17 protein-coding genes are annotated in these 20,079 nt (G+C 63.6%); 9 read left to right on the forward strand and 8 right to left on the reverse strand.

Annotation, left to right across the window (positions count from 1 at the left end; genetic code table 11):
• Window positions 1-25 precede the first annotated feature (25 nt).
• The 6 genes from exaC to pedF form a co-directional block, all read right to left on the reverse strand.
• On the reverse strand, window positions 26-1,546 hold the full coding sequence (gene exaC / locus ACTJJN_RS06545) for an acetaldehyde dehydrogenase ExaC (protein WP_003254088.1): 1,521 nt from the start codon (window positions 1,544-1,546) through the stop codon (window positions 26-28).
• A 317-nt stretch (window positions 1,547-1,863) separates the two neighbouring features.
• Window positions 1,864-3,651, reverse strand: coding sequence for a PQQ-dependent alcohol dehydrogenase PedH (gene pedH / locus ACTJJN_RS06550; protein WP_004576475.1), 1,788 nt, complete (start codon window positions 3,649-3,651; stop codon window positions 1,864-1,866).
• A 195-nt stretch (window positions 3,652-3,846) separates the two neighbouring features.
• Window positions 3,847-4,770 (reverse strand): quinoprotein relay system zinc metallohydrolase 1, encoded by a 924-nt coding sequence (locus ACTJJN_RS06555; RefSeq protein WP_003254090.1) that lies wholly within the window; start codon window positions 4,768-4,770, stop codon window positions 3,847-3,849.
• A 38-nt stretch (window positions 4,771-4,808) separates the two neighbouring features.
• Complete coding sequence (locus tag ACTJJN_RS06560; protein WP_088512307.1) at window positions 4,809-5,570, reverse strand: quinoprotein dehydrogenase-associated SoxYZ-like carrier; 762 nt, start codon at window positions 5,568-5,570, stop codon at window positions 4,809-4,811.
• 8 nt (window positions 5,571-5,578) lie between these two features.
• Complete coding sequence (locus ACTJJN_RS06565) at window positions 5,579-6,454, reverse strand: substrate-binding periplasmic protein (protein ID WP_012052781.1); 876 nt, start codon at window positions 6,452-6,454, stop codon at window positions 5,579-5,581.
• A 5-nt stretch (window positions 6,455-6,459) separates the two neighbouring features.
• Window positions 6,460-6,921, reverse strand: coding sequence for a cytochrome c-550 PedF (pedF, locus tag ACTJJN_RS06570; RefSeq protein ID WP_017147699.1), 462 nt, complete (start codon window positions 6,919-6,921; stop codon window positions 6,460-6,462).
• Between the two features lie 254 nt (window positions 6,922-7,175).
• Here pedF and exaA point away from each other — a divergent pair, with 254 nt between their 5' ends.
• Together exaA and ACTJJN_RS06580 are read left to right on the forward strand one after the other, a co-directional pair.
• Entirely contained in the window at window positions 7,176-9,071 is a 1,896-nt protein-coding gene (gene exaA / locus ACTJJN_RS06575) for a quinoprotein ethanol dehydrogenase (protein ID WP_012052783.1), read from the forward strand.
• A gap of 66 nt (window positions 9,072-9,137) precedes the next feature.
• Window positions 9,138-9,797, forward strand: a complete 660-nt coding sequence (locus ACTJJN_RS06580) for a pentapeptide repeat-containing protein (protein ID WP_012052784.1) — start codon at window positions 9,138-9,140, stop codon at window positions 9,795-9,797.
• Between the two features lie 205 nt (window positions 9,798-10,002).
• Here ACTJJN_RS06580 and ACTJJN_RS06585 read toward each other — a convergent pair whose 3' ends face one another.
• Together ACTJJN_RS06585 and ACTJJN_RS06590 are read right to left on the reverse strand one after the other, a co-directional pair.
• Window positions 10,003-10,641, reverse strand: a complete 639-nt coding sequence (locus ACTJJN_RS06585) for a response regulator (protein ID WP_003254098.1) — start codon at window positions 10,639-10,641, stop codon at window positions 10,003-10,005.
• On the reverse strand, window positions 10,638-11,915 hold the full coding sequence (locus ACTJJN_RS06590; RefSeq protein ID WP_440781135.1) for a histidine kinase: 1,278 nt from the start codon (window positions 11,913-11,915) through the stop codon (window positions 10,638-10,640). Before ACTJJN_RS06590 ends, ACTJJN_RS06585 begins: the two co-directional genes overlap by 4 nt.
• Before the next feature lie 150 nt (window positions 11,916-12,065).
• Here ACTJJN_RS06590 and ACTJJN_RS06595 point away from each other — a divergent pair, with 150 nt between their 5' ends.
• The 7 genes from ACTJJN_RS06595 (at window position 12,066) to ACTJJN_RS06625 (ending at window position 20,043) form a co-directional block, all read left to right on the forward strand.
• On the forward strand, window positions 12,066-13,259 hold the full coding sequence (locus ACTJJN_RS06595) for an ABC transporter substrate-binding protein (protein WP_004574207.1): 1,194 nt from the start codon (window positions 12,066-12,068) through the stop codon (window positions 13,257-13,259).
• A gap of 30 nt (window positions 13,260-13,289) precedes the next feature.
• On the forward strand, window positions 13,290-14,279 hold the full coding sequence (locus ACTJJN_RS06600) for a YVTN family beta-propeller repeat protein (RefSeq protein ID WP_440781136.1): 990 nt from the start codon (window positions 13,290-13,292) through the stop codon (window positions 14,277-14,279).
• A complete protein-coding gene (locus tag ACTJJN_RS06605) occupies window positions 14,276-15,016 on the forward strand; it encodes an ABC transporter ATP-binding protein (RefSeq protein ID WP_003254104.1) in 741 nt (246 codons plus the stop codon). The genes ACTJJN_RS06600 and ACTJJN_RS06605 overlap by 4 nt, the downstream gene beginning before the upstream one ends.
• A complete protein-coding gene (locus tag ACTJJN_RS06610) occupies window positions 15,013-15,804 on the forward strand; it encodes an ABC transporter permease (RefSeq protein ID WP_012052787.1) in 792 nt (263 codons plus the stop codon). Before ACTJJN_RS06605 ends, ACTJJN_RS06610 begins: the two co-directional genes overlap by 4 nt.
• Before the next feature lie 484 nt (window positions 15,805-16,288).
• On the forward strand, window positions 16,289-17,098 hold the full coding sequence (locus tag ACTJJN_RS06615; protein WP_012052788.1) for a gamma-glutamyl-gamma-aminobutyrate hydrolase family protein: 810 nt from the start codon (window positions 16,289-16,291) through the stop codon (window positions 17,096-17,098).
• Between the two features lie 564 nt (window positions 17,099-17,662).
• Complete coding sequence (gene kdgD, locus ACTJJN_RS06620) at window positions 17,663-18,574, forward strand: 5-dehydro-4-deoxyglucarate dehydratase (RefSeq protein WP_010954445.1); 912 nt, start codon at window positions 17,663-17,665, stop codon at window positions 18,572-18,574.
• A gap of 104 nt (window positions 18,575-18,678) precedes the next feature.
• Window positions 18,679-20,043, forward strand: a complete 1,365-nt coding sequence (locus ACTJJN_RS06625; RefSeq protein WP_003247701.1) for an MFS transporter — start codon at window positions 18,679-18,681, stop codon at window positions 20,041-20,043.
• Window positions 20,044-20,079: the final 36 nt, after the last annotated feature.

Here is a 20,079-nt window from a genome sequence, read left to right on the forward strand (position 1 = left end):
GAGCCCGCAAAGGCCGCAACGCGGTTTAGAAGAAGCCCAGCGGATTGATGTCGTAGCTCACCAGCAAGTTCTTGGTCTGCTGATAATGGTCAAGCATCATCTTGTGGGTCTCACGGCCAACACCGGACTTCTTGTACCCCCCGAACGCCGCATGCGCCGGGTACAGGTGGTAGCAGTTGGTCCACACTCGCCCGGCCTTGATCCCGCGGCCCATGCGGTAAGCGCGGTTGATGTCGCGGGTCCACAGGCCGGCGCCCAGGCCGAATTCACTGTCGTTGGCGATCGCCAGCGCTTCGGCTTCGTCCTTGAAGGTGGTCACGCCCACCACTGGCCCGAAGATTTCTTCCTGGAACACGCGCATCTTGTTGTTGCCCTTGAGCAGGGTTGGCTGAATGTAGTAACCGCTGGCCAGGTCACCCTGCAGCCGCTCGGCACCACCACCGGTGAGCAGCTGCGCGCCCTCCTCCCGGGCAATCTCCAGGTACGAAAGGATCTTGTCGTACTGTTGCTCGGACGCCTGGGCACCCACCATGGTTTCGGTATCCAGCGGGTTGCCGCGGGTGATCTTGGCGATCTTCTTCATCACCTCGGCCATGAACGGTTCGTAGATCGACTCCTGGATCAGCGCACGTGACGGGCAGGTGCACACCTCGCCCTGGTTGAAGAACGCCAGCACCAGGCCTTCGGCGGCCTTCTCGATGAACGCCGGCTCGGCCTGCATGATGTCTTCGAAGAAAATGTTCGGCGACTTGCCACCCAGTTCGACGGTGGACGGGATGATGTTCTCGGCCGCGCACTTCATGATGTGCGAGCCCACCGGGGTGGACCCGGTGAACGCGATCTTGGCAATGCGCTTGCTGGTGGCCAGCGCCTCGCCGGCCTCACGGCCAAAGCCCTGGACGATGTTCAGTACGCCTGCCGGCAACAGGTCGGCGATCAGTTCGGCAAAGACGGTAATCGACAGCGGCGTCTGCTCCGCGGGCTTGAGCACCACGCAGTTGCCAGCGGCCAAGGCCGGGGCGAGCTTCCAGGCGGCCATCAGCAGCGGGAAGTTCCACGGGATGATCTGCCCCACCACACCCAGCGGCTCGTGGATGTGATAAGCCACGGTGCCTTCGTTGATCTCGCCTACGCCACCCTCCTGGGCGCGGATGCAACCGGCAAAATAGCGGAAGTGGTCCGCTGCCAGCGGCACGTCGGCATTCAAGGTTTCGCGTATGGCCTTGCCGTTGTCCCAGCTTTCGGTAACCGCCAGCACTTCCAGGTTCTGTTCGATGCGGTCGGCAATTTTGAGCAGTACCCGCGCACGGTCTTGCACCGAGGTCTTGCCCCAGGCTTCGGCGGCGGCATGCGCGGCGTCCAGGGCGCGCTCGACGTCCTGGGCCGTGGAGCGCGGGAATTCGGCAATCGGCTGGCCATTGACCGGCGAGCTGTTGGTGAAGTACTGGCCAGCCAACGGCTGCACGAACTCGCCACCGATGAAGTTGCCATAACGGGGTTTGAAGGATACGACGGCGCCTGGAGTTCCGGGTTGTGCGTAGATCATGCTGAGCCTCTGCGGGTCGGTGCCTGTCCCACGACAGGCGATGCACCGATGGTAAGAAGCCCCGCGTGCCGGGCGAATGCATCGTTGGCAGCGGGGCTCTCGTCATTTGGTAGTAGGCTCTGTACGAAAAGTCTTGAGACGCAGGTCAGGCAAGGCGGAAACAGCCGAGGAACGGCCGGGGTCGCGCCCGACTGTACGGGAGTACATGAGCATTCCGAGGCGGTTTTCAACGCAGCATGAACAAGTATCAAGGCTTTTCGTCAGAGCCTGGGGCCGCTTGCCACCGATCAGCGGCAGCAAGCGGCAGTAGGCAGGCGTTATGGCTTGGCGCTTGCCGTTTGCTGCAACTGCTTGGGCAACTTGAAGGTCCAGAGCATGCCGCCCTGGTTGAAGTCCTTGACCCGTTTGGCCACTTCGCCGCCCCACAGCGGCACCGCGCCGCCCCAGCCGGAGACCACCGAGACGTATTGCTCGCCGTCCATTTCCCAGGTGACGGGCGAGCCAAGCACGCCTGAGCCGGTCTGGAATTCCCAGACCTTGTCGCCGGTCTTGGCGTTGAATGCCTGCAGGAAGCCCTCTGGCGTGCCCGTGAACACCAGGTTGCCCTTGGTGGTCAGCACACCGCCCCACAGCGGCGCGTAGTTCTTGTGGCGCCACACTTCCTTGCCGCTGATCGGGTCGATGGCGCGCAGCACGCCGATGTAGTCTTCGTTGAGCGGCTTGATGGTGAAACCGGCGCCGAGGAACGCCGCACCTTTCTTGTAGGCGATGCCTTCGTTCCAGATGTCCATGCCCCACTCGTTGGACGGCACGTAGAACAGCCCTGTGTCCTTGTTGTAGGCCATCGGCATCCAGTTCTTGGCGCCGAGGAAGGCCGGCGCGACAAACACCGAGCTGCCCTTGGCCTCGCTGCCGGGGGCACCCGGGCGGCTGGCGTCGTTGTAGATCGGCCGGCCGTCCTTGTCCAGGCCCGTGGCCCAGGTGATCTTGTCAACGAAGGGGAAGCCACGGATGAACTTGCCGTTGGTGCGATCGAGCACGTAGAAGAAACCGTTGCGGTCGGCCGTAGCGGCAGCCTTGATCTCCTTGCCGCCGTCCTTGTAGTTGAACGAGATCAGCTCGTTCACGCCGTCGAAGTCCCAGCCGTCATGCGGCGTGCTCTGGAAGTGCCACTTGATGGTGCCGTCGTCCGGGTTCAGTGCCAGGCGTGAGGAGGAGTACAGGTTGTCACCGGGGCGCAGGTGCGAGTTCCACGGGGCCGGGTTACCGGTACCAAACAGGATCAGGTTGGTTTCCGGGTCGTAGTAACCGCCCAGCCACGGCGCGGCGCCGCCGGTCTTCCACAGGTCGCCAGGCCAGGTCTTGCCCGCCTCACCGCCGGAAATACCGTTCTCGATCGCCTTGCCGTCCTTGTACACATAGCCCATGTGCCCTTCCACGGTGGGGCGCATCCACAGCAGCTCGCCGTTCTCCGGGTTGTACGCCTGGATCTTGCCCACCACGCCGAACTCGCCGCCGGCAACGCCGGTAATCAGCTTGCCATTGACGATCATCGGCGCGGCACTGATGGAGTAGCCTTCTTTGTGGTCGGCAACCTTCTTGCTCCAGACCACCTTGCCGGTGTCCTTGTTCAGGGCCACCAGCTTGGCGTCCAGCGTGCCGAAGAACACCAGGTTGCCGTACAGTGCGACGCCGCGGTTGATCACGTCGCAGCAGGGGCGGATGTCATCCGGCAGACGTGCATCGTATTGCCACAGTTTCTTGCCGGTGCGGGCGTCCACGGCGAACACCCGCGAGTAGGAGCCGGTCAGGTACATCACCCCGTCCTTGATCAGCGGCTGGGCCTGCTGGCCGCGCTGCTTCTCCCCGCCGAAGGAGAACGCCCAGACCGGGCGCAGCTCCTTGACGTTATTGACGTTGAGCAGATCCAGCGGGCTGTAGCGCTGGCCCTGGACGCCCAGGCCATTGGTCACGATCTGCTGCGGGTTCTTCGGGTCCTGGAGGATTTCTTCATTGCTGACAGCGGCGTGCGCCGCGCCGGCAAGCAGCATGGCGCTGAGCACCAGGCTCACGGCGAACAAGGGGCGACGTGGGGATCGGGTCATGACGGCTACCTTTGGTTTTTTTGTTGTGCCCGGGAAAATTTCCCGGTGTGCCGGGAATTCTTGGTCCCGACCCGATTGCCAACAATTGCCCGCAGTGCGGAGTTTTCTAGTTCCTTGGTAGGGGACTGAGCGATGGACGGGGGCAGCCATAGAGCGCGGCACGGACGGCGCGGGGGCTCACAGGCACCGTAAATGTCATGGCAAGCGCTGCAACTGCTGGCGCTCGTAACGCGGGTACAGGTGGCTGACACTGCGGATCAGCTCATAACGCGTCAGGCTGATCCCGGCAAACCGTTCGGGAATGGGGCTGCGGATCATCTCGGCCATGTCGTCACCGCGCGCCGCGCCATCACGCATCAGGCCATCGAGCCAGCCCAGGTAGTCACGCATCTGCACGAACGGCTGCGCATCACTGGCCAAGGGGCCATGCCCGGGTACAAGCTGTTTCCAGGGCAGTGCCTGCAGGGTATCCAGGTCCTTGAGCCACACGTCCAGCCCCGGGCTGTTGGGCGTGGTCAGGGCGCGTTCGTAGAACACCAGATCGCCGGCAAACAGCACGCCGGTCTTTTCATCGAAAATCGCCAGGTCGGCCCCCGTATGCCCGCCCAGCCCCAGCAACCTCAGGCGGTGCCCACCCACCTCATGCACGCCCGGCTGCAGCAGCCGGGTCGGCAGCACCACCTCGGTACCGCGCATCCAGTCGCCGACCAGGCGATACATGTTCTCGGCCATGGCATCGCCTTGCTGGCGCAGCAGGTCGCGGGTGCCGGCCAGGGCACCGATCGGCACATCGGCAAAGGCTTGGTTGCCCAGCACATGGTCAGGATGATGATGGGTCAGCAGCACCTCCACTACCGGCTTGTCGGTGAGGGTGGCAATGGCCTTGCGCAATGCCTCGCCATAGCCCTTCGACGGCCCGCTGTCGATCACCACCACACCGCTGTCGGTGACGATGAACGCGGTGTTGACCACATTGCCGCCATTGGCCTTGGCGAAATTGTCGGTGCTGCCTTCCAGCAACCAGGTGCCCTCGGCGATCTGCCGGGGGGTGAGCCGGTACGCCAGATCAGCCTGGGCCGGCAGCCCCAGGCACAGCAGCAACAGCAGGATCCAACGCATGACGGTGCCTCGGGTCAGGGTGAAATCAGACAACGCGCTCAGGGCAGCGCCGCCTCGAACTGGTTGCCGCTGTTGTCCTGCAACAGCAGCCGTGTTGGCCCAGGGCCCTGGATGTCAAAGCCCAGGTTGGGGTTTTCGCTGACCGCCGGGTACAGCTCCAGGCTGGCCAAGCGCTGGCCATCTGCACCTTGCAACTCGGCATGGTTGAGAAAGAATTCAGGAATGCCGCTGACCAGGCCGTTATCCATCGGGTGGGCCACCTGCAGGCGCAGGCGGCTGCTGTCGCCACGCGGGTAGCGCCCGCCCAGCACCTCCCCGAGGTGCTCCTCCCAGCCGGGCTGGGTGCGCACCACGCTGGGTGCGGTACAACCGCCGCCGGCAGCATCGATCAGGGTCGAACCGACGTGCCACAGGCCATCGCGTGTCAGTACGGCGGCGCGCAACGGTGTGGCCTGTTCGATGCGGATGCGGATCGACAACCAGGGCAACACGCGCTCGCCGGGCTGAAAGTCGACGATGCGCGGCAGAGGGTTCAGCTCTGCCCAGGCGATTATCCGCACCACCTCGCCCGTGAACGCCCGGGCGTCGATCTCCAGCGGGACCTGCCGTGCATCCTCGGCAAAGGGCGGCGCCAGAAGCTTCACACGGTCATCGAACACGAACGCCGCCTGCCCCAGCAACTGCTTGTGGTAGAAGTCCCACATCACGGAAGGCACCGGGTCTGTGGGGGTGCCTTGTGTCGCAGCCTGGGCGGCCCAGGGCATCCAGCAGGCCAGCAGGAAAGTTGCTCGCCAGTTCATGGCCACTCCTATTGATACATCTCCGGGACCTCGTAACGCAGGCCGTAGGCGGCATACATCGCCTTGAGCCGGCCATCGCGAATCATCGCTTCCATGGCCTCCTCCACGGCATAAGCCAACTGCCGGTTGCTTTCATGCACAGCCATGCCGATTTCCCAGGCCTGTTTGCCAAGGTTCGGGTAGGCGTTTTCTGCCAAGGCCAGTTGCGGGTCGGCGGCCTGGTGCAGCTGCCAGTCAACCTCGCCGCGCATCGCCATCACTGCGTCCACCTGGCCGGCCTGCATGGCAGCGAAAGCTTGCTGCACGCTGGGGTAATGGTGGGTCCTGGCGCTGAGCATGCCGTTGAACACCGATGTCAGGTAGAACGACGGCACGCTGTCCACCTCGACCCCGATAGGATGCTGCTGGAATACCGCGACACTGGCCACCGAGGCCAGGCGACGGCGATCGTAGGCCACCTGCCAACGCTCCTGCTGATAGGGGCCGAACATCACCACCTGGGCGTTTTCCAGCTCCCCCAGCTCGTTGCGCCGTTGCGCGTAGGCGCGATCGTAAGGCACCCGCATCATCAGGTCGGCCAATTGCTGATGACGCAGCGGGCTGCCACGCCAGATGTAGTCGCGCAGGTCATCGTCGAGCTTTTCTCCGGGTGGCGCCCAGATCAGTTGCAGGCGTACCCCCAAGGCCGTGGCCAGGGCCTGCGCCAGCTCCACATCGACACCACGCGGCTGGCCGTGGTCCTGAAAACTGTAGGGGGCGAAATCCTTGTACACCGCCACCTTGAGCTCGCCGGCGGCGATGATCGCGTCATAGTTGCGCACCTGCGCCTGGGCCGCCGCGCAACACAGCAGCAGGCCACTCAACAGCACCGCCCACAGACGCATGGCCGTCACTCCTCGACGTGCACGCTGTCCAGGTAGGTGCGCACCGCCCAAAGGGCTTCCTGGCTGAGGTAATCGGCCATCTTCGGCATGTACACGCGGCCGTCGCGAACCGCGCCGTGGCGTACTCGCTCGACGAACCATTCATCGCCGGCATCACCCGCATCGAGCATGCGCAAGTCAGGGGCGATACCACCCGACTTGGCCTCCAAGCCATGACAGGCAGCGCAGTTCTGGTTATAGGCCGAGGCGCCGATTTCCACGGCCTTGTCGTGCTCGGGCGAGCTGCGGTACGGGTTGACCGCGGCCCAGCCGTCACCGTCCAGGCTCGCGCCAGTGTCCTTGATCGGGGTCAGGCCCTTGGTCTCCACTGCCTGGGGCACCACGTTGCCATGGGCCCAGGCTGTACCGGTCAGCACGGCTGCGGCCAGCAACCCAGCAGCCAGCAACACATTGCATTTTGTTGTCATTGTTATGCCCTCACCATTGCACACAAAGCCTCAACCACAGAGGCCGTGCCGCCATCTTAGAAACAGCCCGCGGGCGGCCGAATGCTGCTTTGGTGGCCGGGCCTTAATCCCTTGGTAGTAGGGCTTGTGGCGAAGGGCCAATTGAGGTGCCGTGCGGGAACTATTCCCGGCAAGGGCGGGACTTTTTCCGTATCCCGCGATGGCCGCGGCGCCCCACCCTGTGCAGGCCAAAACCTCCACTGGGAACTGCAACCATGACAATAAGATCGCTACCCGCCCTTTCCCCTCTGGCCCTGAGCGTGCGCGTCCTGCTGATAGCCGGTAGCCTGGCCCTGGGCAATGTGGCAACAGCGGCCAGCACACCCGCTGCACCTGCCGGCAAGAACGTCACCTGGGAAGACATCGCCAATGACCACCTGACCACCCAGGACGTGCTGCAGTACGGCATGGGCACCAATGCCCAGCGCTGGAGCCCGCTGGCCCAGGTCAATGACAAGAACGTGTTCAAGCTGACCCCGGCCTGGTCCTACTCCTTCGGCGACGAGAAGCAGCGCGGCCAGGAATCCCAGGCCATCGTCAGCGATGGCGTGGTCTACGTCACCGGTTCGTACTCACGGGTATTCGCCCTCGATGCCAAGACCGGCAAACGCCTGTGGACCTACAACCACCGCCTGCCCGACAACATTCGTCCCTGCTGCGACGTGGTCAACCGCGGGGCGGCGATCTACGGCGACAAGATCTACTTTGGCACCCTCGATGCGCGTGTCATCGCCCTCGACAAGCGCACCGGCAAAGTGGTGTGGAACAAGAAGTTCGGCGACCACAGCGCCGGCTACACCATGACCGGTGCGCCAGTGCTGATCAAGGACAAGACCAGCGGCAAGGTGCTGCTGATCCACGGCAGCTCCGGCGATGAATTCGGCGTGGTCGGCCAGCTGTTCGCACGCGACCCGGACACCGGTGAAGAAGTGTGGATGCGGCCCTTCGTGGAGGGCCACATGGGCCGCCTGAACGGCAAGGACAGCACCCCGACCGGTGACGTCAAGGCGCCGTCCTGGCCAGACGACCCTACCACCGAAACCGGCAAAGTCGAAGCCTGGAGCCACGGCGGCGGTGCCCCTTGGCAAAGCGCGAGCTTCGACCCCGAAACCAACACCATCATTGTCGGCGCTGGCAACCCCGGCCCTTGGAATACCTGGGCGCGCACGTCGAAGGACGGCAACCCGCATGACTTCGACAGCCTGTACACCTCCGGCCAGGTCGGCGTCGACCCGAGTACCGGCGAGGTCAAGTGGTTCTACCAGCACACCCCCAACGATGCCTGGGACTTCTCCGGCAACAACGAGCTGGTGCTGTTCGACTACAAAGACAAGAACGGCAACGTGGTCAAGGCCACCGCCCACGCCGACCGCAACGGCTTCTTCTATGTGGTCGACCGCAACAACGGCAAGCTGCAGAACGCATTCCCCTTCGTCGACAACATCACCTGGGCCAGCCATATCGACCTGAAGACCGGCCGCCCGGTGGAAAACCCCGGCCAACGCCCGGCCAAGCCGCTGCCGGGTGAAACCAAGGGCAAGCCGGTGGAAGTCTCGCCACCGTTCCTGGGTGGCAAGAACTGGAACCCCATGGCCTACAGCCAGGACACCGGGCTGTTCTACATCCCCGGCAACCAGTGGAAAGAGGAATACTGGACCGAGGAAGTGAACTACAAGAAGGGCTCGGCTTATCTGGGCATGGGCTTCCGTATCAAGCGCATGTACGACGACCACGTCGGCACGTTGCGCGCCATGGACCCGACCACCGGCAAGCTGGTCTGGGAACACAAGGAACACCTGCCGTTATGGGCCGGCGTGTTGGCGACCAAGGGCAACCTGGTATTCACCGGCACGGGCGACGGTTTCTTCAAGGCCTTCGACGCCAAGACGGGCAAAGAGCTGTGGAAGTTCCAGACCGGCAGCGGCATCGTCTCGCCGCCCATCACCTGGGAGCAGGACGGCGAGCAGTACATCGGCGTGACCGTGGGCTACGGCGGTGCAGTACCGCTGTGGGGCGGCGACATGGCCGAGCTGACCAAACCGGTGGCTCAGGGTGGTTCGTTCTGGGTGTTCAAGATCCCGAGTTGGGACAACAAGACTGCACAGCGTTGACCTGCAGCGGGGAGCGGCCTGCGCCCCTCCCCGTTTCTGACCTTCTCCTGCCCAGAGGCTTTTGCCATGAATTACCTGCCCTTTACCTTGCTGCTGGCGCTATCCCCTGCCTTGGCAGTGAGCGCCGACGACACTGGCAACGATACCCCCTTGACCATCAACGGCTGTGTGATTGCCGAAGCCAGCCAGTGCCCGGGGGCCAACCTGCGCGGCGCCAACCTGGCCAACCAGGACCTGCGCAAGATGAACCTGGCCGGTGCCGACCTGCGCGATGCCGACCTGCGTCATGCCCAACTGGACCTGGCAAATCTGGAAAAAGCCCGCCTGCAAGGTGCCAACCTGACCCGCGCCAGCCTGCAACAGAGCAATCTGCGCCTGGCTGACCTGAGCAACAGCAGGCTGGTGGCCATTCAAGGCTGGGGCTTGTTCGCCCAGGGTGCACAGTTTGAAAAGGCGGACCTGCGCGCAGCCTACCTGCAGTTCGCCAGGCTGTCCGGGGCAAAGCTGCAGCAGGCCAACTTGCAGGCGGCGGACCTGGAGATGGCCTGGTTGAGCAAGGCCGACCTGCAAGCGGCCAACCTGGGCGATGCCAACCTGCAGGAGGCCAAGTTTGGCCAGAGCAACCTGGCACACGCCGATTTGCGCGGGGCGCGGCAGCATTACGGGAATTTTCAGGAGGCCAACATGGAGGGGTGCAAGGGGTGCCCTGAAACCTGGGACAAATGAGCGGCCTGTAGGCGCGGGTTCACCCGCGAAAGGGCCGGCCCTGCTGGCCAATTTCCACCCGCCGTTCACTGTTGCTGCCGCTACCGTATTCGCGGGTAAACCCGTTCCAACACACAGATCGGTGGTGGACACGCATCGGTGGTTGAACACATTCCGTTGTGCGCGGTGGGCTGCGACGCAGCCCCAACAGGTGCAATGAAATACCTCACCCCGCCACCCGCACCACCCCCAGATCAATCCCCAGATGCACCAGCTCGGCATGTGAGCTGACCTGCAACTTGCTCTTGAGCAAGGTCAGGTGGTTGGACACAGTCTTGGCACTGATACACAACTGCTCGGCAATCACCCGCGCCGGGGTACCCTTGGCCAGCATCGTGAATATCTCCAGTTCGCGCTGGGTCATGCGCTGCAACCGCGGGTCACTGGTACTTTGCTGTGACAGGCAAGCCAGCTGGGTGGCCAGGGGCTGCTCGATGTAGGCATGCCCGGCCAACACCCGCTGCACCGCCTCGATCAGCACCTCGGGCGCCGAGTTCTTGGTCAGGTAGCCCGAGGCACCCGCATCCAGCGCCTGGCGCACCAGCGGCAGCTCATCGTGCATGCTGAAAAACAGCACCCGCAATTGCGGCAGGCGCTGGCGCAGGCGCCGGGTGGTTTCCAGGCCACTGATACCGGGCAGGCCAAAGTCCATGATCACCAGGTTGGGCACCTGCTCCTGTACCCTGGCCAGCGCCTCTTCACCACTGGCGGCCTCACGCACCTGCACCAATGGCAGCACCGCCCGCAGCAAGCTGGCGTAGCCTTGGCGGACCACGGCGTGGTCATCGACCAACACGATATTCATCGCACCTCCTCGGGAATGTTAAGGGCCAGCGCCCAGCCACCGCCCGGGCGGCTGAAAATGCGTAACTCCCCCCCAAGGCTGCGGGCGCGCTCGGCCATCGAGTGCAGGCCTACCCCTGGGCGCTGGGGCTGGCACCCGCCGCAGCCGTTGTCGCGAATGAACAGGCGCAAGCCCTTGGTACTGCGCTGCAGGCGCACCCGCACCTGGCTGGCACCGGCATGCCGGGCGACGTTGGTCAACGCCTCCTGCAGCAAGCGGTACAAATGCGTTCGGCTCGCCCCAGGCAGCGCCGGCAAGTGCTCGCCAACCCGCAGCCGGCATTCGATGCCCTGGCTGGCCTGCCACTGGCTCACCAACAGCCCGAAGGCCTCGGCCAACGGCATGTAGTGCAGCGCCACCGGATACAGGTTGTGCACCAGCGCGCGAAAACCCTGCTGCAGGCGCTCGCAATTGAATTCAAGGGCCTGCGCCGTCTGCGTCACCACTTCAGGCTGTTCGGCCACCATACGCAGCAGGCATAGCTGGGCTCGCATGCCTGCCAGGTATTGCCCCAGATCATCGTGCAGGGTCTGCGCCAGCTGGGTACGCTCCTGCTCCTGCACCGCCAGCAGGGCCTGGGTCAGGTGGGCATTGTCGGCCTGGGCCTGCTCCAGAGCTGCGGCCATGCGGTTGAAGTGTTTGGCCAGCTGGCGCGCTTCCGGCAGGCCGGCTTCGCGCAGGCGTGCCGTCAATTGCCCGCCTGAGACCTGGTGCAAGGCGCCCTGCAGCTCATCCAGCAGGCCCATGGCCCGCCGTACCGCCCAGCGGATGGTCAACAGGCTCAGCAACAACGCCAGGCCACAAACGCCAAGCAGTTGTTGCAGGGAGTCCCAGACTTCATCGATTTCATCCCGCGCATCCACGGCAATCAACACGCGGCGGCCATCACTCAAGTCCAGCAGCCGGCTGCTGTGGTAGCGCTCGCCGAACAACTGGCGGCCAAGCCAGGCATCCATACCGGCCTCTTGCGGCAGCCTTGGCACCTCACCCGCTGCCAGCCAGTGCACCCGCACATGGCGCAGGCTCTTGGTCAAGCCGGGCTGCAGGTTTGCCGGGTCACGTTCGGCGGTGTCGCCCAGGTATGCCACCACGGCTTCGGCTGACTGCAACTCACGCTCGACGTCGGCCACCGCCTGGTGCAACAGCACCCCGGCACAAGCCAGCGTCACCAAGGCGAAGCATAACGTGACCCAGAGGTTGACTCGCCACAGGGCCGACAAGTTGACAAGGCGCACAAGCGGTTCTCCTCAGGCCGTTGTGGACCATCGTAAAACTGCGGCCCCCGCACTGAATTACTACCTTGGTACCGGCCGAGCGCTACTTTCTGCATATTTCCCCCTCCCGGCGGGCTTCCTATGCTGGCGCCATCTGCCGTGGAGTGTGTTATGCGCCAGCCTGCCCACCTTGCCTTGACCTGCCTGCTGGCCTTGGCCGCAACGCTGGCTACGCCTCTGGCGCCCGCCGCTCAGGGCCAGGCCGCAGCCCCGCTGCACATACGCATCGGCTACCTGGGCTATCGCCCCGCCGCTGGCCCGCTGCTGTCCAATGTCATCCCCGAACCCGGCGATGCCGGGCTCCAAGGTGCCGAACTGGCCATTGTCGACAGCAACAGCACCGGGCGCTTCCTGAAGCAGCAATTTCAGCTGACCAGCGCCAATGTCGACAGCCCCGAGGCCCTGCTGCAAGCCGCCAGGGCCCAGCATGAACAAGGCCTGCGCCTGTTCGTGGTAAATGCCCCGGCCGCCAGCCTGCGCGCGCTGTCTACCGCCCTGCCCGACAGCCTGCTGTTCAACGCCGGCAGCCCCGACGACAGCCTGCGCAGCAGCCAGTGCCTGGGCAATGTCCTGCACAGCCTGCCGAGCCGGGCCATGCTGGCCGATGCCTTGGCGCAGTTCCTGGTACTGCGCAAATGGCAACGGGCATTGCTGGTGGTCGGCCAGACCCCGGACGACCAGGCTTACGCCGCTGCCCTGCGCCGGTCGGTGAAACGTTTTGGCGTGCAACTGGTCGCGGAAAAAACCTGGACCTTCGATAACGACCAGCGCCGCAGCGCCCAGGCCGACATGCCGCTGTTCACCCAGACTGCCGAATACGACGTGGTACTGGTGGCCGACGAGCGCGGTGACTTCGGCGAGTACCTGCCCTACCAGACGTGGTATCCACGCCCGGTGGCCGGTACCCAGGGCCTGACCCCCACGGGTTGGCATAAGACGGTGGAAACCTTCGGGGCGGCGCAGTTGCAAAAACGCTTCGAGGCCCAGGCCGGGCGCTGGATGAATGACCGTGACTTCGCCGCCTGGATGGCTGTGCGCAGTGTCGCCAGTGCAGCCAGCAAGCTGCGCCTGGCCGAACCGCGCGCGCTGCAGCAACTGCTGCTCAGCGAGCAGTTGCCGCTGGACGGCTTCAAGGGGCGCAAGCTCAGTTACCGCCCGTGGAACGGCGAACTGCGCCAGCCGATCCCGTTGGTTCAGCCCCGCGCCCTGGTCAGCACCTCGCCGCAGGAGGGCTTCCTGCATCCCTTCAACGAAATGGACAGCCTGGGCTATGACAAGCCCGAAGTGACGTGTAGCTACCCCTGACCCGACAACCACAACAATAAGGAATCCGCCATGCGCCGCCCCCTCTTCCACCGGGCCCTGATTTACCCCAGCCTGCTGTCGGGCGTCCTGGCGCTGGCCAGCAGTCACGCCATGGCTGCCACCGCCTGGGTCTCCAACGAGAAGGACAACAGCCTCAGCCTGATCGACCTGCAAACGCTGGAAGTCACCGAAACCCTGCCGGTGGGCCAGCGCCCGCGTGGTTTGCTGCTGTCACACGACAGCAAGCTGCTGTACATCTGCGCCAGCGATTCGGACCGGGTGCAGGTGATGGACGTGGCCACACGCAAGATCATCAAGGAGCTGCCTTCCGGCAAGGACCCCGAGCAGTTCGCCCTGCACCCCAACGACCGCTGGCTGTATGTGTCCAACGAGGACGATGCGCTGGTGACGGTGATCGACACCGTCACCGACAAGGTGCTCGGGCAGATCGAAGTCGGCATCGAACCCGAAGGCATGGCGGTCAGCCCTGACGGCAAGTGGGCGGTCAACACCAGTGAAACCACCAACATGCTGCACTGGATCGACACCAGCACCCAGACCCTGGCCGACAGCACGCTGGTCGACCAGCGCCCGCGCTTCGTCGAGTTCAGCAAAGACGGTTCGCGCCTGTGGGCCTCGGCAGAAATCGGCGGCACGGTGACCATACTTGACGTGGCCACGCGCCAGGTGCTGAAAACCCTGAACTTCCAGATCAAGGGCGTGCACCCGGACAAAGTCCAGCCAGTGGGCATCAAGCTCAGCGCCGATGGCAAGTACGCCTTCGTCGCCTTGGGCCCGGCCAACCACGTGGCGGTGATCGATGCCAAGACCTTTGATGTGCTCGACTACCTGCTGGTCGGGCGGCGGGTCTGGCAGCTGGCATTCACCCCGGACCAGCGCCAGTTGCTGGCCACCAACGGTGTCAGCGGTGACGTTTCGGTCATCGATGTGAAGCAGCTCAACGTGCTCAAGTCGGTGAAGGTCGGGCGCTACCCCTGGGGCGTGGTGGTGACACCATGAATGCCCTCGACGTCAGTGACGTGAGCTTTGCCTATGGCCAGCGCGAGGCACTCAGGCAGGTCGGTTTCAGCCTGGCACCTGGGCGCTTCGCCGCATTGCTGGGCCCCAATGGTGCCGGCAAGTCGACCTTGATCGCCCTGCTCACGCGCCTGTACGACCTGCAGCATGGCGACATCCGCGTGTGCGGCTGTTCACTACGCAACGCTGCACGCCCGGCCTTGCGCCAGCTGGGCGTGGTGTTTCAGCAAAGCACCCTGGACCTGGACCTGAGCGTTGAGCAGAACCTGCGCTACCACGCCGCCTTGCATGGCCTGTCGCGGCGTCAGAGCCACCTGCGGGTCGAAGCCGAACTGGCCCGCCAAGGCCTTGGCGAACGCCGGCGCGATCGTGTGCGTGAGCTGAACATCGGCCATCGGCGGCGGGTGGAAATTGCCCGCGCGCTGCTGCATGAACCGCGCCTGCTGCTGCTGGACGAAGCCAGCGTCGGCCTCGATCCGGCCAGCCGCCTGGCGCTTAACCAGCACCTGCGCCGGTTGTGCCGCGAGCAGCAGCTCAGTGTGCTGTGGGCCACTCACCTGCTGGACGAAGTGCAGCCCAGCGATGATTTGTTGATTCTGCATCAGGGGCGCCTGGTGGCCAGTGGTACCGCCGATGCGCTGAGCCTTGAGCACGGCGGTGACCTCGATCACGCCTTTGCCCGTTTGACCAACGCCCCCTCAGGAGCCAACGCCCGATGAACGCTTACTGGCAATGTTTCAACGGCATCATGCTGCGCGAATGGCTGCGCTTCGTGCTGCAGCGTACACGCCTGCTCAGCGCGCTGGTGCGCCCGCTGCTGTGGTTGCTGGTGTTCGCTGCCGGCTTTCGCGCAGCGCTGGGCATTGCCATCATCGAGCCCTACGACACCTACATCCCCTACGAGGTGTACATCATCCCCGGCCTGGCCTGCATGATTCTGCTGTTCAACGGCATGCAGGGCTCATTGTCGATGGTCTACGACCGCGAGATGGGCAGCATGCGCGTGTTGCTGACCAGCCCGCTGCCACGCCCGTTCCTGCTGGGCAGCAAACTGCTGGCAACTTCATTGATTTCCCTGCTGCAAGTCTATGCCTTCCTCGCCATCGCCTGGTTATACGGGGTACAACCACCGGCTGCAGGCCTGCTGATGGCGCTGCCAGCGTTGCTGCTGGTGGCCTTCATGCTCAGTGCCTTGGGGCTATTGCTGTCGAACGCCATCCGCCAGCTGGAGAACTTCGCCGGGGTGATGAACTTCGTGATCTTCCCGCTGTTCTTCCTGTCGTCGGCGCTGTACCCGTTGTGGAAAATGCGCGAGGCCAGCCAGTGGTTGTACTGGCTGTGTGCTGCGAACCCGTTCACCCATGCCGTAGAGCTGGTGCGGTTTGCACTTTATGAGCGGTTGAACCTGCTGGCGCTGGCGGTGTGCCTGGGGTTGACCGCACTGTTCACCCTGCTGGCGATCCTCACCTTCAACCCCCAGCATGCAGCGCTGCGCAAGCCGCGCTGAAAACCTGGGGGTGTAACGCGGATAGCGTGTGGGAGCAACTGTCTTGCTCAATTTCTAAAAGCTGGCGCCTTCCCTGTGGGAGCGGGCTTGCCCGCGAACACGGGCGATGCCCGTGCCATCCACCACGGTGTTGGCTTCGCGACACAAGGCCGCACATGGAGCGAGGTGACTTCAAGCGACCTATTCATTGCACCGCTGCAATGACCCAACTGCATCGTTAAATATTATTGACCGCAGACCCTGCCAAACCCACGTCGCCACAGGCCCGCATCGGTTTCACCCCCCAGAAAACGGCGTATCCCCCGCGCTAAAGCCCACTTCCGTCGTTTGACATATCGAACGGCTCTGGCAAGCTATCTACAAGCCCCGACCGGAATCGTCGCCTCTGACGAGCCGGCAGTGCTCGGGGCTACAGGCAGCACCCAGGGCCCCGAGCCGTGCGCCTGCACAACAACGACAGGTCGAACCTGTCCCAAGGTGACATATGTCCAACAGCAACATTGGCAACAAGCAACCTTCCCTGCGCAAACCCGTCGTCCTGATGACCATGGGCAGCCAAGAGCGCAAAGGCCATGACTACCAGGTCATGACCCACAAATACATTACCCCGCTGGTCGAGTTCTCCGACTGCGTCCCGGTGTTGGTGCCTACCTGCTGCGGCACTGACGACCTCGAGACCTACCTGGACATGGCCGACGGCGTTTACCTGACTGGCGCTGGCAGCAATATCGACCCGGCCCTGTATGGCCAGGAAAACCAGACCCCAGGCAAAGGCCAGGACCAGAACCGCGACCTGTTCGACATTCCGCTAGTCAAGGCGGCGATCAAGCGTGGCCTGCCCATTTTCGGCATCTGCCGCGGGATGCAGGAAATCAACGTGGCCCTGGGTGGCGACATTTATCAGAAGGTGTATGCCGAACCTGGGTTCAATGACCACCGGGAAAACCCGGAAGACCCGGTCGACGTGCAGTACGCCCAGGTGCATGGGGTGAAGATCCAGCCGGGCAGCTGGCTGCACGACACCCTGGGTACCGACGAGATTCGCGTCAACTCGCTGCATGGCCAAGGCCTGCACAAGCTCGGCGCCGGTATTGAAGCCATCGCCCGTGCCGAAGATGGCCTGGTCGAAGCGATTCACGCGCCAAGCATTTCGCCGTTCCTGTTCGCCGTGCAGTGGCACCCCGAATGGCAGGCGGCGAAGAACCCTGATTCGATAAAGATCTTCCAGGCCTTCGGCGATGCTTGCCGGGCCCAGGTACGCAAGGCGCAAATCAAGCGCCAGCACGCGGCCTGACCTTCAGTTTCCTCTGCTTTGATCGCGGGGCGGTGCAAGGCCGCCCCCGTTTCCCCGGTCACCCTCTGCTGGTCCCAGAACACTTCCCGTGGAATCGGGCGGCGGGCTTGTGCCTGTCTCCGCGATCGTTTTTCCTCCCCCATAAAGAGATACGATGACCGTCATGTGTTTGTCGTCGTACCTGCTGCGCCTGTGAAATCGAGCGCCGCCCGCGCGGCGCTTCGCGGGTAAACCCGCTCCTACGCTTGTTTCGGGCCAGTATCGCCTGTGCCAGACGCGCGCGACCGCCTTGTTTGTACGACGCGATATCGAGGCATGCGCCAAGGCGTCCGCGCGCAAATGCCACAGGCATAACTGGCCCGAAACAAGCGTAGGAGCGGGTTTACCCGCGAAGCGCCGCGCGGGCGGCGCTCGATCTGCGCCACAACACACCTATCCAGACGGCCACCCTGGCGAGAACACAAAATTCTGAAAAAGGACTGGTCATCGCGCAGGTTGTACGATAACTTACCTCCAACGCAAAACAACACCCCCTCACCCAAGCGCCACAGGATGCCAACAACAATGAATCCACAAGAACTTAAATCCATCCTCTCCCACGGCCTGCTGTCTTTCCCGGTCACCGACTTCAATGCCCAGGGCGACTTCAACCCGGCTGGCTACATCAAGCGCCTTGAGTGGCTGGCCCCCTACGGCGCCAGCGCGCTGTTCGCCGCTGGCGGTACCGGTGAATTCTTCTCCCTGGCCGCCAGCGAATACAGCCAGGTGATCAAGACCGCGGTCGACACCTGCGCCACCTCGGTGCCGATCCTCGCCGGTGTCGGTGGCTCTACCCGTCAGGCCATCGAATACGCTCAGGAAGCCGAGCGCCTGGGTGCCAAGGGCCTGCTGTTGCTGCCGCACTACCTGACCGAAGCCAGCCAGGACGGCGTCGCCGCCCACGTCGAAGCGGTGTGCAAATCGGTAAACATCGGTGTGGTGGTGTACAACCGCAACGTCTGCCGCCTGAACGCCGACCTGCTGGAAAAACTGGCCGAGCGCTGCCCGAACCTGATCGGCTACAAGGACGGCCTGGGTGATATCGAGCTGATGGTGTCGATCCGTCGTCGCCTGGGCGAGCGCTTCAGCTACCTGGGTGGCCTGCCGACCGCCGAAGTGTATGCTGCCGCCTACAAGGCCCTGGGCGTACCGGTGTACTCCTCCGCGGTGTTCAACTTCGTGCCGAAAACCGCCATGGACTTCTACAACGCCATCGCCCGTGACGACCACGCCACCGTGGCCAAGCTGATCGACGATTTCTTCCTGCCCTACCTGGACATCCGCAACCGCAAGGCCGGCTACGCCGTGAGTATCGTCAAGGCCGGCGCCAGAATTGCCGGTTACGACGCCGGCCCGGTGCGCACTCCGCTGACCGACCTCACCGCCGAAGAGTACGAAATGCTCGCCGCGCTGATGGACAAGATGGGCCCGCAGTAAGCGCTGCCCGCGGCCTGCCAGATGCCGCACCCGGAGTGGGCCTGCCCCACTCCGGTTACAATTCGTGAGCCCGCACAAAAATAACTAGTGGGAGTATTGCCAGCATGCAAGCGACTAAGAAAACGCATGTGCGCTACCTGATCCTGTTCATGCTGTTTCTGGTGACCACGATCAACTATGCCGACCGCGCGACCATTGCTATCGCAGGCTCCAGCCTGCAGAAAGACCTCGGCATTGACGCCGTAACCCTCGGTTATATCTTTTCCGCCTTCGGATGGGCTTACGTGGCTGGCCAGATTCCTGGTGGCTGGCTGCTCGATCGCTTCGGTTCCAAAAACGTCTACGCCTTCAGCATCTTCACCTGGTCGCTGTTCACCCTGCTGCAGGGTTTTGTCGGTGGCCTGCCGGTTGCCTGGGCCGTGGTCACCCTCTTCACCCTGCGCTTCCTGGTCGGTTTCGCCGAAGCCCCGTCATTCCCGGGTAACGCGCGCATCGTCGCCGCATGGTTCCCGACCCAGGAACGCGGCACGGCGTCGGCCATCTTCAACTCGGCGCAGTATTTCGCCACTGCACTGTTCGCCCCGATCATGGGCTGGATCGTGTTCAGCTTCGGCTGGGAGCACGTCTTCGTGGTCATGGGTGTGCTGGGCATCATCTTCTCGATGGTGTGGCTGAAGACCATCTACAATCCGCGCCAACACCCGCGCATCAGCCAAAGCGAACTCGAGCACATCGAGCAGAACGGCGGCCTGGTCGACATGGACCAGAAGCGCGGCAGCGATGGCCCGAAATGGGGTTACATCAAGCAGTTGCTGACCAGCCGCATGCTGCTGGGCGTATACCTGGGCCAGTACTGCATCAACGCCATCACCTACTTCTTCCTCACCTGGTTCCCGGTGTACCTGGTGCAGGAACGTGGCATGACCATTCTCAAGGCCGGCTTCATCGCCTCGCTGCCGGCGGTGTGTGGTTTTATCGGCGGCGTCCTGGGTGGCGTGATCTCCGACTGGCTGCTGCGCCGCGGCAACTCGCTGACCTTCTCGCGCAAACTGCCGATCGTCTGTGGCCTGCTGCTGTCCACCACCATGGTGTTCTGCAACTACGTCGATGCCGAGTGGATGGTGGTTGGCTTCATGACGCTGGCGTTTTTCGGCAAGGGCATTGGCGCACTGGGCTGGGCGGTGGTCGCGGACACTTCACCCAAGCAGATCGCCGGGCTGTCCGGTGGCCTGTTCAACACCTTCGGCAACATCGCGTCGATCACCACCCCTATCGTGATCGGCTACATCATCAGCGCCACCGGCTCGTTCAAGTGGGCGCTTGTGTACGTGGGTGCCAACGCGCTGGTCGCGGTATTCAGCTATCTGGTTATCGTCGGCCCCATCAAGCGTATCGAATTGCGTGATGCTGCCCCGAAGCCACACGCTGAGCCTGCCACCGACGGCGAACTGGCCAGCTCCCGTCACTGAAAAAACACGCCCGCGCCGGGTCACCCGGCATGGGCG

Source organism: Pseudomonas sp. 22515, from assembly GCF_052044625.1.
Lineage (GTDB): Bacteria > Pseudomonadota > Gammaproteobacteria > Pseudomonadales > Pseudomonadaceae > Aquipseudomonas > Aquipseudomonas alloputida.

Excerpts from the sequence above, each read along its gene's own strand:
- exaC (WP_003254088.1), bottom strand. The coding sequence starts at position 1,546 with ATGATCTACGCACAACCCGGAACTCCAGGCGCCGTCGTATCCTTCAAA.
- pedH (WP_004576475.1), bottom strand. The coding sequence starts at position 3,651 with ATGACCCGATCCCCACGTCGCCCCTTGTTCGCCGTGAGCCTGGTGCTC.
- ACTJJN_RS06555 (WP_003254090.1), bottom strand. The coding sequence starts at position 4,770 with ATGCGTTGGATCCTGCTGTTGCTGCTGTGCCTGGGGCTGCCGGCCCAG.
- ACTJJN_RS06560 (WP_088512307.1), bottom strand. The coding sequence starts at position 5,570 with ATGAACTGGCGAGCAACTTTCCTGCTGGCCTGCTGGATGCCCTGGGCC.
- ACTJJN_RS06565 (WP_012052781.1), bottom strand. The coding sequence starts at position 6,454 with ATGCGTCTGTGGGCGGTGCTGTTGAGTGGCCTGCTGCTGTGTTGCGCG.
- pedF (WP_017147699.1), bottom strand. The coding sequence starts at position 6,921 with ATGACAACAAAATGCAATGTGTTGCTGGCTGCTGGGTTGCTGGCCGCA.
- exaA (WP_012052783.1), top strand. The coding sequence starts at position 7,176 with ATGACAATAAGATCGCTACCCGCCCTTTCCCCTCTGGCCCTGAGCGTG.
- ACTJJN_RS06580 (WP_012052784.1), top strand. The coding sequence starts at position 9,138 with ATGAATTACCTGCCCTTTACCTTGCTGCTGGCGCTATCCCCTGCCTTG.
- ACTJJN_RS06585 (WP_003254098.1), bottom strand. The coding sequence starts at position 10,641 with ATGAATATCGTGTTGGTCGATGACCACGCCGTGGTCCGCCAAGGCTAC.
- ACTJJN_RS06595 (WP_004574207.1), top strand. The coding sequence starts at position 12,066 with ATGCGCCAGCCTGCCCACCTTGCCTTGACCTGCCTGCTGGCCTTGGCC.
- ACTJJN_RS06600 (WP_440781136.1), top strand. The coding sequence starts at position 13,290 with ATGCGCCGCCCCCTCTTCCACCGGGCCCTGATTTACCCCAGCCTGCTG.
- ACTJJN_RS06605 (WP_003254104.1), top strand. The coding sequence starts at position 14,276 with ATGAATGCCCTCGACGTCAGTGACGTGAGCTTTGCCTATGGCCAGCGC.
- ACTJJN_RS06610 (WP_012052787.1), top strand. The coding sequence starts at position 15,013 with ATGAACGCTTACTGGCAATGTTTCAACGGCATCATGCTGCGCGAATGG.
- ACTJJN_RS06615 (WP_012052788.1), top strand. The coding sequence starts at position 16,289 with ATGTCCAACAGCAACATTGGCAACAAGCAACCTTCCCTGCGCAAACCC.
- kdgD (WP_010954445.1), top strand. The coding sequence starts at position 17,663 with ATGAATCCACAAGAACTTAAATCCATCCTCTCCCACGGCCTGCTGTCT.
- ACTJJN_RS06625 (WP_003247701.1), top strand. The coding sequence starts at position 18,679 with ATGCAAGCGACTAAGAAAACGCATGTGCGCTACCTGATCCTGTTCATG.